The sequence below is a fragment of the Flavobacterium galactosi genome (genome assembly GCF_048158585.1).
In the GTDB taxonomy this organism is placed as follows: Bacteria; Bacteroidota; Bacteroidia; order Flavobacteriales; family Flavobacteriaceae; genus Flavobacterium; species Flavobacterium galactosi.
The window spans coordinates 246,517-259,353 of sequence record NZ_JBLNKV010000004.1; the positions used below are offsets into that span (position 1 = coordinate 246,517).

Genomic DNA, 12,837 nt, shown 5'->3' on the forward strand with positions numbered 1-12,837 from the left:
ACGTAATTGTTACAGTTTATAATGATTTAATGAAAACAGTAATAGTGCTGGTTAATTTTGGCGATACAGGTAAATCAGGATTGGTATAGGATTTCATATTTTCGGTATCATCACCCTTGATTTCTTTGAAAATGTGATTCATGTTATCAATAATGACGAGTTCAGCATCAGGTTTTGCTTTTTTCAATAACTCCGCATCTGCAACATTGACTTGTAAATCTTTGGTTCCATTGATTAGCAATGCCGGAATTTTTAGCTTTTTGATTTCATCTTGCGGATTGTATTTTAACCATGAAATCATATAAGGTTGAACGCTAGCTCTAAATAAAGAAGCTAACATTTGATTTTTTAGTTCAAAAGTTTTTCCGCTTTTAAGAATTTCAAGATCTTTTTGTACTTCTTCTTTTAGAAAAGGGGCTTGTTTCTCTATTTGCTCTACTAAAACAGCATCAATCGTTCTACCGGCTCCTTCCAATGAAATAAAAGCGTCGGAATTGTTATTTGCGGCTAGCATTCCTATTAGTGAGCCCTCACTATGTCCAGCAATTATTATTTTGTTGTATTTTTTTTGATTTTTGAAATAACTAAAAACGTCTTTTGCATCATTGACAAAATCATCAAACGAAAGTGTCATTTCATTTACACTTCCGGATAACATTTGAGCGATAATCCTTTTGTCATAACTGAAAACGGCAATGTCATTTTTACCAATTCTTCGGATAAGTATTTAGAAGAGTTGTTGATTAAACCTTTTTGGTTTCCATTTCTATCCGTAGGTCCGGAACCGGCAATTAGAATGACAAGATTCGTCTTCTTGTTTTGTTTTAAAGGAGAATACAACGAACCTTTTATCAATGTATTTATAGAAAATTCTTCTTTGTTAAAAGACTGAATTGCTGTTTTTGCCTGAGAATGACATAATGTTGAAAATAATGTCAGGAATAAGAGTAGTGATTTTTTCATTTTATTTAATGTTTAATAAGCGTATTGTTTCTTCAGGATTTTAGACTTCGAGAAATAATTTAGAAAAAAAGTTCTCTATCAATGCTGCAATAATTATTTTTTTCTTTTGTATCGTTATTTTAGTAAGGGACACTCTAAAAACAAAAAACTCCTGAATGATACAGGAGTTTTATTTTAGTCAAGTTTATTTTTTATGTAATATTTACCATCCAAATCTTCATCAAAATCATCTATTTTAACGGGTTTTGGTTTTGGCTTATTTGCAGTAGCTTTCTTTTTCCACATTTCAAATTTTTCTGCGGGCATCTTCTTTTTCATGATCTCAAGAACTTCTTTTTCGGCCAGACCAAATTCTTTTTTGATAATTTCAAAAGGATTTTTTTCCTCTAAGGCCAGTGTAACAAGTTTTTCTGTTTGTTCCCAGTTCAATTCTTTGCGGTTACTCTTTTTCATCACGTGAAAATTAATTCAAATAAGTTGTTAATGATTAATAAATGTCATTTCTAATTATATTCCAATATTAAGAAAAAAAATAATTACTTCGTATCAAAAGAAGATTTTTTTTATTGTTTTTAGTGGTTTTCTTTTGAACGGGGTTTTTGAAACGGTATTTTGAGCAAATTTTTTAGTTGGTTGTGCTCCTCGGGCTTTGTATAGGTATCGATGCCGTAAATGATTTCTTCTTTTGGGAGTGTCATAAAGGTACCGAAAAGACGGTCCCAAACCGAAAATATATTCCCATAATTACTATCGGTATAGGGTAACACATGATGATGGTGTACTTTATGCATGTCTGGCGAGACAATAAAATAGCTCAAAATGGTATCTAATTTTTTAGGAAGCGAAATATTGGCGTGATTAAATTGTGTAGCAACAACGGATAAAGTTTGATAAAGAAAAACCATCCACATGGGACTTCCTACAATTAAAACCCCCAAAGTGGTGAAGACAAACCGGATAATACTTTCTCCGGGATGATGCCGGTTTGCAGAGGTGGTGTCTATCCATGTATCGGTATGATGGATTAAGTGAAAACGCCATAGCAATTTAGTTTTATGTTCAACTAAATGCACTAAATAAGCGCCTATTAAATCCAATAAAAGCAATCCAATGATCATATAAATCCACAATGGCATTTGCGGAAGCCATTGTAAAATTCCAAAATGATTTGCAATTGTCCAATCAGCTGCTTTTAATAAAATAAAAGCCAGACAGAAATTGACAACGATAGTCGTGAGCGTCAGAAAAATATTGATACTCGCGTGATGCCATTTTTTGTAGGTAAAATTAAAAAGTGGATAAGCATTTTCTATCAGCCAAAAAATAGTGATTCCGCCCACAAGAATTAAACTTCTGTGCGCAGATGGAATAGTAGAAAAATAGGCAATAATAGGATTCATAATTCAGATATTTATTTCAAATCTAATGTTTTTTGCAGAAATTATCTATTTGATTACCCGAAAAGTAGCATTTATTCTGGTACCTATCGGTTTAGTGGTTTTGGGGATTTGATGTTTCCAGAAATGCTGCGTGGTTCCTTTCATTAGTAATAAACTGCCGTGATCCAGAACGATACTTTTTTTCTGGTCTTTATCAGAATTGTGTTTTAATTGAAAGGTGCGTTCGGCACCAAAACTGACCGAGGCAATTACAGGATTTATCCCTAATTCTTTTTCATTGTCAGCATGCCAGCCGTTGCTGTCTTTTCCGTCGCGATACTGATTGAGTAAAACGCTGGTGAAAGTCGTATCGCAAACACTTTCAATTCGGGATTTTATCTTTTGCAAAAGCGAATTCCAAGGATGCGGTTGCATTTTTATATTCGAATAAGAATAGGGTTTCCCCTCGTTTCCATATAAAGCGGTCAATCGAGGTTGCGGATGAATTTTGCCAAAAACTCGAATTTCATCTTGTTGCCAAGGAATTTCATGTAGCAGTTCATCATAAATTTTATCGGCTTCTTCTTTGTTAAAAAAAGCGGGATAATAGATGATTTCTGCATCTGGCAAATGGAGCTGTATCGGTTCTGAAGTGGAGTCAAATAGGGATTTCAATGGCTTAAATGTATTGGTAAGCCCAGAAAATCAAGGCTAATTGTAAAGGCATTCGTAGCAGTAAAGCCCATTTTGGCAAACCCATTCTTGCTTTTTCATTTGCATACATATAAAGATGCGTTGGGAAAACAGCTATTAATAAGGCTATAATTCCCCATGCGCCGTAATTTGAGAGTATAGGAATACACAGTGTTATTCCCAAAAGTATTTCGGCAAAACCGCTTATGGAATTTAATAATTTTGGATTTGAAAAATAAGGAGGAATGATTTTTAGGTAAAGTCTAGGGTTCCTGAAATGATTCAATCCTGCTAAAATATAAACAAAAGCCATCGCATATAAATGCCAAGGTAAATTCATCATAAGATTATTTATTACGAATTTATAAAAAATAGTGGTATTAATACTCTTGAATTGAAAATCAGGTTGCTTTCTTAAAATTCACATTCATGATGACAATGGCCAGAATTATTAAAACAATTCCAAACCATTGAAGAACATTTACTTTTTCACTTAAAAGAAAATAGGCCATTAGTACCGAAACCGGAAGTTCTAATGCCGACACAATGCTTCCTAAACCAATTCCGGTAAGCGGGAAACCGGCATTAAATAATAATGGCGGGATTACTGTCCCAAAGAGGGCCAATACAATTCCCCATTTCATGAAAATAGCAAAGTTAAAAGGGGTTGTTTGTGTTGCGATTGCAAAACCAGCTACGATTATGGCTCCGCCAAGAAGCATAAACAAACTGCGTTGTGCCGATGAAATGTGAGTTGCCACACGATTCGCGGTAAACATGGTTGTGGTAAAAGATGCTGCAGCCAAAAGACCCAAAACGATTCCTCGCCAGTCTAGTTGTATTTCGCTTTGAATAAGATTGGTGGCAAGTGCAGTTCCTAATAAAACAATGATCACAGAAACTATTTTTTGAGTAGCAGGAATTTTCTTTTCTAAAATCATTTCGAATAAAACACCCATCCAAACGGTTTGCATCAATAAAACGATAGCGATAGAAACAGGAATGTATTTTACCGCTAGATAATAAAAAACACTGGTCATTCCCAAAGATGTTCCGGCGAGCATCAATTGAAAAATATTTTTCTTGGATGCTTTTACAACAGCATTCCCTTTTTTGGCTTTTTGAGAGCTATTGATAAGCAACATTCCGAGAATTCCATATACAAATTGGGCAATTGTTACTTCTGGAGTGGTAAAACCTTCGTCATACGCTATTTTTACAAACGTTGCCAGCATTCCGTAACTCGTTGCACCAAGACCCACCAAAAAAACTCCTTTTAACACCCTATTCTGTATCATTTATTCCATTTTAAAAAGCGGGGCAAAGATAAGGTTTTGTGGTGATTTATGCCTTTTTTAAAATAATCCTTCCAGAATTTTGTTTCGTATTCCGATTTGAGAGGAATCAAAATCAAATTTGTTTTTCAAAAGGGAGGCATAAACGCTTCTAAAATCAATCTCATGTTTTAAATCACCAGTATCTAAATCCGAAAGATTGGGGTTTTTTCCTATGATTTTTCCTCGGTTGTTTCCTCCAATGATAAACATGGGAGCAGCCGTCCCGTGATCAGTCCCTTTTCCATTGTCTTTTACGCGGCGGCCAAATTCCGAGAAAACCACTATTGTTACGTTTTGTAATTGTTGTGCTTTTTTCAAATCTTGGTAAAAACTAAAAACGGCATCATTGAGATCCGTCAATTTGTTTTTGTGTATTGCAAGTTGATTGTCATGGGTGTCAAAACCACCCAGCGAGGTATAATATACCTTTGAGTTCAGGTTTCCTTTTATCAATTTCGAAATCCATTCGAGGTTTTTAGCCAAGCCAGTTTTTGGATAAACCACATCTGAAACGGCTGATTTAGACAACGCTTTTTGGATCTCATCGGAACCTTCAATGACGGAATTGGCAATTTTTCGAACAAAATCCAGCTGTGGATTATTGGATAATTGGCTGTCGTTTTCCAATCTGTTTTTTGTAATAAACCGATTGGGATCTTTTACGGTAATCGAGTTGGGTTCTCCTCCTTTCAACGCTAAATTATCAATGGTATCAATGTTTATGCCCGCCGTGGGTTGGTGTTCCTTACATTGCAAATCAAGATAGCGACCGAGCCAGCCTTCATTGAGATATTCCTGATTGGTTGGTGCGGTTTGCCAAATTTCCTGACTTCGAAAATGAGAACGAACCGGATTTGGATACCCTACATTTTGTATGACGGACAAATCGCCGCTTTGCTGTATGCTGGCAAAACCTTTCAGAGCGGGATGAAACGCCATCCCTTTTGATGAGGAGAGTACTTCCGTTTTTGAAATTGAAATTTTGGGACGCAAGTCATAATAAAGGGCATCTTCAAATGGAATGAACGTGTTTAGCCCATCATTTCCACCATTTAACTGAACAAAAACAATGCATTGTTCAACCAAAACCAAATTGTTTTGAGAGCCAAAAGAATATAAAAAATCAGGCAATAGGAGTGATCCTCCTGTAAATGTCCCTGTGAGTGTTAAAAAATTTCTTCTGTTCATAATAGTAGTCTTAATGTCCAAAGTCTAAAGTCCAAAGTCTAAATTTTCATTTGACTTTAGGACATTTGACTTTCGACTCATATTAGTTGGAATTCCGGTGTTTTCACCATAAAATTAAACAATCGCGTCACGGCATTTTCGGAACCTTCGGTTTTACTGTCGAAATCGTATTTTAATAATTTCTCAAAATCCTGCTGGTCAGTTTCATCAGTTTGAAATAGTAGCCGGTCTTTGAGTTCGGCAATGATTTGCTGATTATTCCCTTCTTTGTCCCAATGCAGCATTACGTTTCTGGGCCGATTGGGGTTTTGTTTCCTCATCGCATTCTCATTTTCTTTTTTTCCTCGGTTTAAATTTTTACCGTTACAAAGCAAATCAGCAACATTGTTTCGTTGCAGAAAAACTTGTGAAGTGAGCCACGAATTCCCGCCGTCCCATCCTTTTACATTGGGCTGGTTGAATAAATCCATGCCTTGGTCCTTGATAAAATGCGCGATTAATTTTCCATTCGGATTTTGAACATGGAGTTCATCCATTAATTGTAAAAGGTATTCCAACGGATTTTTAATTTTGGAACCTGCATTGTTTTTGGGGAATTCTTCGGTGAAAATTTTGGTCAGAAGTGGTTTGATTTCAAAATCGACTTTCTTGAAATAATCACCATAATAGTGCACTAACTCCTCCTTTGGATTATCATAAATAAACCATTTTAAGATCTTTCGAGTGATTAAATAAGGGATTTTGGGTTGTTCGAAAATGGCATCGACCATTTCATCCAGTTTTAAATTGCCTTTTTTACCCAGATAACTGAAGCTTTCATTGTCTTCGAAAAATTTTCTGTACACTGCATTTTCTTCCCCAATGCCAAGTCCGGCAAGACCTTTGGCTCCGTTTTTAATATCTTCTTCCGTGTAATTTCCTATTCCAAGGGTAAAAAGTTCGAGTAATTCCCGACTTAAATTTTCATTGAGCTTGTCTTTCCTATTGTCGGTATTATCGAGGTAACGCACCATCGCATTACTTTTAATGATTTCTTTGGTCAGGATTTTGAAATTTCCAAAAGCATGCTCCCTTAAAATTTGATTGTGCTGAAAAACCCAATAATTGACCTTCACTTTTTGATACGTGGACACAAAATGGTTGTGCCAGAAACAGGTCATTTTTTCCCGAAGCGGAAATTCGTCTTCATTCATTTTATCAATCCACCAAGCTTTCATTTCAAAGGAAGTTTGTACTTCGTTTTTTTGCATTTCTTTTGCTTCTTCTGGACTTGAGGCTTTTAATTTTTTCCGGAGTTCTTTTAATTCAGTAAATGATTTCGGACTGTTTTCCAGAAAATCAGGAACTTGCGAATCAAATTTTTGAGCAAAAGACTGTTCCAAGAAATTTTTTAAACCTGTTCTTTTGATAGTTTCCGCCTGTTTAGCTGAATATCCGAGTCGCAAGGACCAAAGGGTGTGGTTGTTCATAATCTAAAGTGCTTGACAGTTGGACTTTATAATTGTAAAAGGGTTTAATGGGAAAACAATAAAGTTTGTTTTTGACAATAGTTTCTGTTCTTCTTTAATAACAGAAACTATCAGGTTTTCGTATTGGTGATCCAAATAAGTTTAATTAGACGCCTTCTTTTTTATCCATTAAATCGCTTAAATGCAAGCGAAGTGCATCGACAGAAATATTAATTTCCCAAAACGATAAACCCAATGAAATCAGTAAACTGAATAAACTCAATCCAAAAAGATAAACGCCAAATAATTGCTGATCTAAAAATAATAATAACATCGTAAATACCGAGAGGAATAGACTCAAGACGCCAGCCATTTGCATGTAGCGAATGAGGGTTAATCGTAAGTTTAGGTTTTTGATTTCCAATAAAATCAAGCTGTTTTCTTTCTCCTTGTATACTTTTTTCAGTCCTCTTATGATGGTGGCTATCGTTAGAAACCGATTGGTATATGCCAATAAAATCAAGGAAGTTGCGGAGAAAAGCAGGGCAGGAGTTTCAATAGGTAAGGTCATAATTATGGTTGTTTCTTTATAATGAAATATCTAAAGTACGCAATTCGATTCTTTTTTCTATAAAAAAAGGTAAGAGTGATGTGAAGTTGGATGAATTGCCTATTTGCAGTATTTCGGTACTTTTTTAAAATAATACAACTTTTAGGTAGGGTAAAGTGCTTTACAGTTGTCTTACTATTGAAGTTAGCAATACAAACGATACTAACTGTAATTAAAATTTATAATCATGAAAACAATTAAAACCTTATTCGCAATATTTTTTTTGGGAACAATAGCAACAGTACAAGCCCAAGATGCCCGTGTAGAAAGTGAAAGACGTATAAATTCCAATCCGGATAAAATCACGTATTACCAACAAAGGGGGAGTGAAGATGCCAATTATGAGTTAACATTTAAGGCTAAAACTAAAGCCGAAGAGAAAGCCTTTTGGAAAGAGCAAAAAGCCTACGAAAAGGAGTTAAAGAAAAAGAACAGAAAAGCGTATCAGGCCTATATTGCCAGCAAGCAAGATGTGTATACCATGCATCATTCTCATTGTGATGCGCATTGCCACCACAGTGATTCTTTTTATGGACATGCGGGATTTTATTATTACGAATATGATCAAAGAAATTATCAAAGAAGACCAAGCAATACTTCGGTAAATACACAAATAGGCGTGCGTGCCCCCAGCATACGATTAGGCCTTTAGTATATTGAAGTTTGCAAAAAGCCGTTTTTTCTTGTTTAGAAAAAACGGCTTTATTTGTTTTATAGCAGGTGTTTTTGCATTTTTATCTGTTACAAAAAATGCTATTGCGAGAAAAAGTAAACTCATTCCAATTTATACGTACATGATTTTATTTGTATTTATTTTCTGATTTTGTTTGTGTGCATGAGCGAGAAACTCACGCTAGCTGGGTTAGCGGATAGCCATTTTTCATTTCTTATTTTCCTTTCCAAAATTGTACTTAATTCCAATATTGAAAAGATTATTATTTGTTGAAGTTGGCACAAAATCCATATCTCGATCTTTTATAACTCGGTCATTCCCTAAAATATAAACTTCATAATTCATATATATGGCAGTTTTTTTATTTAGATAATAGTTAAAACCAAATGCAGGATTAAAATTTACAAACAAAGTTGAATAATTTGTTTTAGCATTTGTCGGATAACAATAGTCGCTTTTTATTTCTTGATTCAATGCTAAACCAAGTTTTAATTTTCCACTAAAATTTTTCATAATTCGATATTGCCAATTAACATTTACGGGAATTGAAATTACACTTCCATAAAATCTATAAGCTGGGTCATTATTATATGAAACTCCAGTTTTAAAATATTTTATTCTTCCTGATAAACTCCAATGCTGTGCAAAATAATATTCAGCCAATATTCCACCTTGAATTGAATTCTCATGATTTGGCTTCAATGAAGTAATTGTATTAAGACCAATTTCTGCACCAAAAAACCATTTTCCTTTTGGATTTATATTTTCATCTGTTTGTGAAATTATATTATTTGAAAATAAAATTAACATAAATAAAAATAATATTTTGAATTTCATAGTTTGTTTTAATAGATGATTTTCATTTTTCAGATGGTTTCCGCCAACTCGTTTATATATATGAAAAAATCATACAAGCCCACCCATTTATGAGAAGATATGTATGACAAACGTCATTTGTTACAATTCAAATATATAAATAATTCTTTACAAATAGTTACAACCGATTATTTAATGAGTGAACTGGTTTGAGCGGTTTTAATGAACATTATTTTGAAAATAAAAACACTCTAAATAGCCCTGATGGCAATGAAAATACCACGCCATTGCTAGGGACGAAGTAATCGGGCGTGGATTGCAATGGGCAGCAGGAGGAGGTGTTCTTATGGAAACCAATCATTCTGCTCCTAAACAAAAAAAGGCTGCCCGATGTGGACAGCCCTTAGTGTTGTAGCGTGTTGCTGAAATTATTTTATCATGTCAAAACTTCTTTTCACGAAAGCCGTTAACGCTTCTCCTTTTAATAGGTTTTGTGACAATTTAGCTAAGTCTAGCGCTTGCTTGACCAAACTTTCCTGAGCTGATTTGTCTTCAGTAGTAAGGATGGTGGTAGCCAAATCTGAATTGGTATTTACAACCAAATTGTACATTTCAGGCATATTTCCCATTCCGAACATTCCGCCACCGCCAGATTGACTCATTTCTTTCATTCTACGCATGAATTCCGGTTGCGTAATAATGAATGGAGCTGCTTGGCTGTCCATTGCTTCCAGTTGTACCGAATAATTTTGTTTTGGAACTATCGTTTCTAAAACTGTTTTTAAATTGGTTTGCTCTTCCTCAGATAATTTAGAAATAGTAGTTTCCTCTTTCTTGATTAAATTATCAATATGGTCTGAATCGACACGCACAAAAGTCATTCCGCTGTTGTCGCCTTCAATTTTTTGGATTAAATGCGAGATAATTGGGGAGTCAAGCAATAAAACCTCATATCCTTTGTCTTTGGCAATTTCGATATACGAGTGTTGCGCTTCTTTACTTCCAGCATATAAAACCACTAGTTTTCCGTCTTTGTCAGTTTGATTAGCGGCCAGTTTTTCTTTTAATTCTTCCAGCGTGTAAAATTTATCATCTACAGTAGGATACAAAACAAATGCACTTGATTTTTCGTAGAATTTGTCTTCAGAAAGCATCCCGTATTCTAAAACGATCTTGATGTCGTTCCATTTTTTCTCGAAATCTTCACGGTTTTCGTTGAATAACGATTTTAGTTTATCAGCCACTTTACGCGTGATGTAATTCGAGATTTTCTTAACGGCAGCATCAGCCTGTAATCCAGAACGAGATACATTCAATGGAATATCCGGTGAATCAATAACCCCTTTAAGCATGGTCAAAAATTCAGGAACAATTCCTTCTACATTATCGGTTACATAAACCTGATTTTGGTACAATTGAATTTTATCTTTCTGAATTTGTAAATCAGAACCCAATTTTGGAAAATATAAAATACCGGTTAAATTAAACGGGTAATCAACATTTAAATGAATGTGGAATAACGGTTCTTCAAATTGCATTGGATACAATTCATGGTAGAAATTTTTATAATCTTCATCCGATAATTCTGTTGGCAGTTTTGTCCAAGCTGGATTTGGGTTATTGATGATGTTATCTATTTCAACTGTTTTGAAGGTCTCTTCTATGTCTTCTGGGGCAACTTCTTCACCCTTTTTTTGTTCAATTTTTTCTGTCTTAGTTCCAAATTTAATTGGAATAGGCATGAACTTATTGTACTTATTTAATAATTGACTGATTTTAGATTCTTCCAGAAATTCTAAAGAGTCTTCAGCAATATGTAAAATGATTTCTGTTCCACGAGTGGTTTTATCAGCAGGCTCTAAAGTGAATTCAGGGCTTCCGTCGCAGGTCCAGTGTGCTGCAGGTTCGTCTTTGAACGATTTAGTGATAATTTCCACTTTTTCGGCAACCATAAAAGCAGAATAGAAACCAAGACCAAAATGACCAATAATACCGGAATCTTTTGCAGAATCCTTGTATTTGTCCAGAAATTCTTCGGCACCGGAAAAGGCTACTTGGTTGATGTATTTTTCTACTTCATCCGCAGTCATCCCCAAACCTTGGTCGATAATGTGCAGTTTTTTACCCTCTTTGTCGATTTTCACTTCGATAATTGGATTGCCATATTCTACTTTGGCTTCGCCAATGCTTGTTAAATGTTTTAATTTTAGCGTCGCGTCAGTCCCATTAGAAATCAATTCACGCAAGAAAATTTCGTGATCACTGTATAAGAATTTCTTGATTAAGGGGAAGATGTTTTCTACCGAAACGTTAATTTTTCCAGTTGTCATATTTTGAATTTTTAAGTTTGAATTTGGTACAATTTACTCAAATAAGATACCAATTTAGACTAAAGTGACAAATTGTCGGAAGCGTTAATTATGATATAAAATAATTTAATTTTGAAACATTTTTGTTTCGTTTGCTTCGTATCTTTGTAAGAGTATTAATTACAAATTTTTAAAAGATGAAAAAAATTATTTTATTATGCATATTAGCTGTTTCGATGTTTGCTTGTAAGTCAAAATCAGTAACAGGTACTAATGAAAATACTAAAGCTCAAGTTGCAATGAAAGGAAACTGGGTGATTAGTTCAGTAACGTATCCGGGTTCGCAATACATCAAAGTAAATTCTTTTCAAATTGCTGATTCAGAATGTTTTGTTGGAAGTACATGGAAGTTTGTTTCAAATAATAATAAAGGAAATATGGCTTTGACAAAAGCAGGTTGTACTTCATTTAGCTCACCGATTACTTGGTTTGTAAACAAAGACGGGCAATTTGTTCTAAAAGTTTTAGATGCAGGTATAAAAGCTAAAAAAGTTAGAGAAGGGTATATCCTTATGGTAGCAAACCAAACAGCTACTTCTTTTCAATTGATTGATAAAATTGACGTGGGAGGAAAAATAACTGACGTGGTTTACCAATTTCAAAAAAACTAATTACATAAAAAGACAGATATGAAAAAGATTTCAATAGTTGCGATAGCAACAATACTAGTTATAGGTTCAATGTTTACAAGTTGTGAAGCATTAAAAAATACAAATAATGCGCAAAAAGGTGCTGGAATAGGAGCCGTTGGTGGAGCCGTTATAGGTGGAATCCTTGGGAACAACCTTGGAAAAGGAGGAAAAGGTGCCCTTGGAGCTGTATTAGGTGGTGTTGTTGGTGGTGTTGCCGGTGGAGTCATTGGTAACAAAATGGACAAACAAGCAAGAGAAATCGATGCAGCACTTCCGGGAGCTGAAGTAGTTCGTGTAGGAGAAGGAATTAAATTGGTTTTGAATGAAAATGCAGTGCGTTTTAATACTAATAAATCTTCTTTGACTGCGGAAGCAAAAGCAAATTTAGATAAATTAGTTCCAGTTTTTAAAGAATATCCTGATACAAATATTACAATTTACGGATATACAGACATTACGGGTACACCAAAATATAATTTGAAACTTTCTGGAGAAAGAGCTGCGTCCGTTAGAGATTATTTAGCGAGCAGAGGCGTTTCTTCTACGAGATTTCAAGTAACTGGTTTAGGAATTGCTGACCCAATTGCATCAAATGAAACAGCTGAAGGCAGAACCCAAAACCGTCGTGTTGAATTTGCTATTACTGCAAATGAGAAAATGATTCAAGAAGCAAAAACTGAAGTGAAGTAATAAGCTAATTTTCTATAAAAGTAAAAGCTGTTTCGTAAG

At 34.6% G+C, this 12,837-nt stretch carries 15 protein-coding genes; 3 read left to right on the forward strand and 12 right to left on the reverse strand.

What is annotated here, in order from left to right; genetic code table 11:
- Positions 1-16: 16 nt before the first annotated feature.
- From ACM55M_RS10245 to ACM55M_RS10290, 10 genes are all read right to left on the reverse strand, one after another.
- Entirely contained in the window at positions 17-658 is a 642-nt protein-coding gene (locus ACM55M_RS10245; RefSeq protein ID WP_416857515.1) for an alpha/beta fold hydrolase, read from the reverse strand.
- Positions 640-963, reverse strand: coding sequence for a hypothetical protein (locus ACM55M_RS10250; protein WP_416857516.1), 324 nt, complete (start codon positions 961-963; stop codon positions 640-642). Before ACM55M_RS10250 ends, ACM55M_RS10245 begins: the two co-directional genes overlap by 19 nt.
- A 174-nt stretch (positions 964-1,137) precedes the next feature.
- A complete protein-coding gene (locus tag ACM55M_RS10255; RefSeq protein WP_035670363.1) occupies positions 1,138-1,416 on the reverse strand; it encodes a DUF2805 domain-containing protein in 279 nt (92 codons plus the stop codon).
- Between the two features lie 119 nt (positions 1,417-1,535).
- The gene (locus tag ACM55M_RS10260; RefSeq protein WP_416857518.1) at positions 1,536-2,363 is read right to left on the reverse strand and encodes a sterol desaturase family protein; all 828 of its coding nucleotides are present in this window, start codon (positions 2,361-2,363) and stop codon (positions 1,536-1,538) included.
- Between the two features lie 45 nt (positions 2,364-2,408).
- Positions 2,409-3,017 carry an alpha-ketoglutarate-dependent dioxygenase AlkB family protein gene (locus ACM55M_RS10265; RefSeq protein WP_416857519.1) on the reverse strand — a complete coding sequence of 203 codons (609 nt, stop codon included), beginning with the start codon at positions 3,015-3,017 and terminating at the stop codon, positions 2,409-2,411.
- Between the two features lie 4 nt (positions 3,018-3,021).
- On the reverse strand, positions 3,022-3,378 hold the full coding sequence (locus tag ACM55M_RS10270; protein WP_416857520.1) for a DoxX family protein: 357 nt from the start codon (positions 3,376-3,378) through the stop codon (positions 3,022-3,024).
- Positions 3,379-3,436: 58 nt separating this feature from the next.
- Positions 3,437-4,333 (reverse strand): EamA family transporter, encoded by an 897-nt coding sequence (locus ACM55M_RS10275; RefSeq protein ID WP_416857522.1) that lies wholly within the window; start codon positions 4,331-4,333, stop codon positions 3,437-3,439.
- A gap of 57 nt (positions 4,334-4,390) precedes the next feature.
- The gene (locus tag ACM55M_RS10280; RefSeq protein ID WP_416857523.1) at positions 4,391-5,560 is read right to left on the reverse strand and encodes a DUF1501 domain-containing protein; all 1,170 of its coding nucleotides are present in this window, start codon (positions 5,558-5,560) and stop codon (positions 4,391-4,393) included.
- A 77-nt stretch (positions 5,561-5,637) separates the two neighbouring features.
- Entirely contained in the window at positions 5,638-7,029 is a 1,392-nt protein-coding gene (locus ACM55M_RS10285; protein WP_416857524.1) for a DUF1800 domain-containing protein, read from the reverse strand.
- 145 nt (positions 7,030-7,174) lie between these two features.
- Positions 7,175-7,579, reverse strand: a complete 405-nt coding sequence (locus ACM55M_RS10290; RefSeq protein ID WP_416857525.1) for a DUF2721 domain-containing protein — start codon at positions 7,577-7,579, stop codon at positions 7,175-7,177.
- A 226-nt stretch (positions 7,580-7,805) separates the two neighbouring features.
- Here ACM55M_RS10290 and ACM55M_RS10295 point away from each other — a divergent pair, with 226 nt between their 5' ends.
- Positions 7,806-8,270, forward strand: coding sequence for a hypothetical protein (locus tag ACM55M_RS10295; protein WP_416857526.1), 465 nt, complete (start codon positions 7,806-7,808; stop codon positions 8,268-8,270).
- A gap of 228 nt (positions 8,271-8,498) precedes the next feature.
- On the opposite strand, the gene ACM55M_RS10300 is transcribed toward ACM55M_RS10295, so the two are convergent.
- Entirely contained in the window at positions 8,499-9,128 is a 630-nt protein-coding gene (locus ACM55M_RS10300) for an outer membrane beta-barrel protein (RefSeq protein WP_416857528.1), read from the reverse strand.
- 407 nt (positions 9,129-9,535) lie between these two features.
- On the reverse strand, positions 9,536-11,437 hold the full coding sequence (htpG, locus tag ACM55M_RS10305; protein ID WP_416857529.1) for a molecular chaperone HtpG: 1,902 nt from the start codon (positions 11,435-11,437) through the stop codon (positions 9,536-9,538).
- Between the two features lie 176 nt (positions 11,438-11,613).
- Between htpG and ACM55M_RS10310 the strand changes: the two genes are divergently transcribed.
- Entirely contained in the window at positions 11,614-12,087 is a 474-nt protein-coding gene (locus ACM55M_RS10310) for a lipocalin family protein (protein ID WP_416857530.1), read from the forward strand.
- Positions 12,088-12,105: 18 nt separating this feature from the next.
- Positions 12,106-12,798: a YiaD family glycine zipper/OmpA-like lipoprotein gene (locus ACM55M_RS10315; protein WP_416857531.1), complete on the forward strand. Its 693-nt coding sequence runs from the start codon at positions 12,106-12,108 to the stop codon at positions 12,796-12,798.
- The last annotated feature ends 39 nt before the right edge of the window (positions 12,799-12,837 follow it).

Bases quoted from the DNA above. Each gene is read 5' to 3' on its own strand.
- ACM55M_RS10250 (WP_416857516.1), bottom strand. From the start codon at position 963: ATGAAAAAATCACTACTCTTATTCCTGACATTATTTTCAACATTATGT.
- htpG (WP_416857529.1), bottom strand. From the start codon at position 11,437: ATGACAACTGGAAAAATTAACGTTTCGGTAGAAAACATCTTCCCCTTA.
- ACM55M_RS10295 (WP_416857526.1), top strand. From the start codon at position 7,806: ATGAAAACAATTAAAACCTTATTCGCAATATTTTTTTTGGGAACAATA.
- ACM55M_RS10315 (WP_416857531.1), top strand. From the start codon at position 12,106: ATGAAAAAGATTTCAATAGTTGCGATAGCAACAATACTAGTTATAGGT.
- ACM55M_RS10285 (WP_416857524.1), bottom strand. From the start codon at position 7,029: ATGAACAACCACACCCTTTGGTCCTTGCGACTCGGATATTCAGCTAAA.
- ACM55M_RS10245 (WP_416857515.1), bottom strand. From the start codon at position 658: ATGTTATCCGGAAGTGTAAATGAAATGACACTTTCGTTTGATGATTTT.
- ACM55M_RS10270 (WP_416857520.1), bottom strand. From the start codon at position 3,378: ATGATGAATTTACCTTGGCATTTATATGCGATGGCTTTTGTTTATATT.
- ACM55M_RS10280 (WP_416857523.1), bottom strand. From the start codon at position 5,560: ATGAACAGAAGAAATTTTTTAACACTCACAGGGACATTTACAGGAGGA.
- ACM55M_RS10290 (WP_416857525.1), bottom strand. From the start codon at position 7,579: ATGACCTTACCTATTGAAACTCCTGCCCTGCTTTTCTCCGCAACTTCC.
- ACM55M_RS10310 (WP_416857530.1), top strand. From the start codon at position 11,614: ATGAAAAAAATTATTTTATTATGCATATTAGCTGTTTCGATGTTTGCT.
- ACM55M_RS10275 (WP_416857522.1), bottom strand. From the start codon at position 4,333: ATGATACAGAATAGGGTGTTAAAAGGAGTTTTTTTGGTGGGTCTTGGT.
- ACM55M_RS10255 (WP_035670363.1), bottom strand. From the start codon at position 1,416: ATGAAAAAGAGTAACCGCAAAGAATTGAACTGGGAACAAACAGAAAAA.
- ACM55M_RS10300 (WP_416857528.1), bottom strand. From the start codon at position 9,128: ATGAAATTCAAAATATTATTTTTATTTATGTTAATTTTATTTTCAAAT.
- ACM55M_RS10260 (WP_416857518.1), bottom strand. From the start codon at position 2,363: ATGAATCCTATTATTGCCTATTTTTCTACTATTCCATCTGCGCACAGA.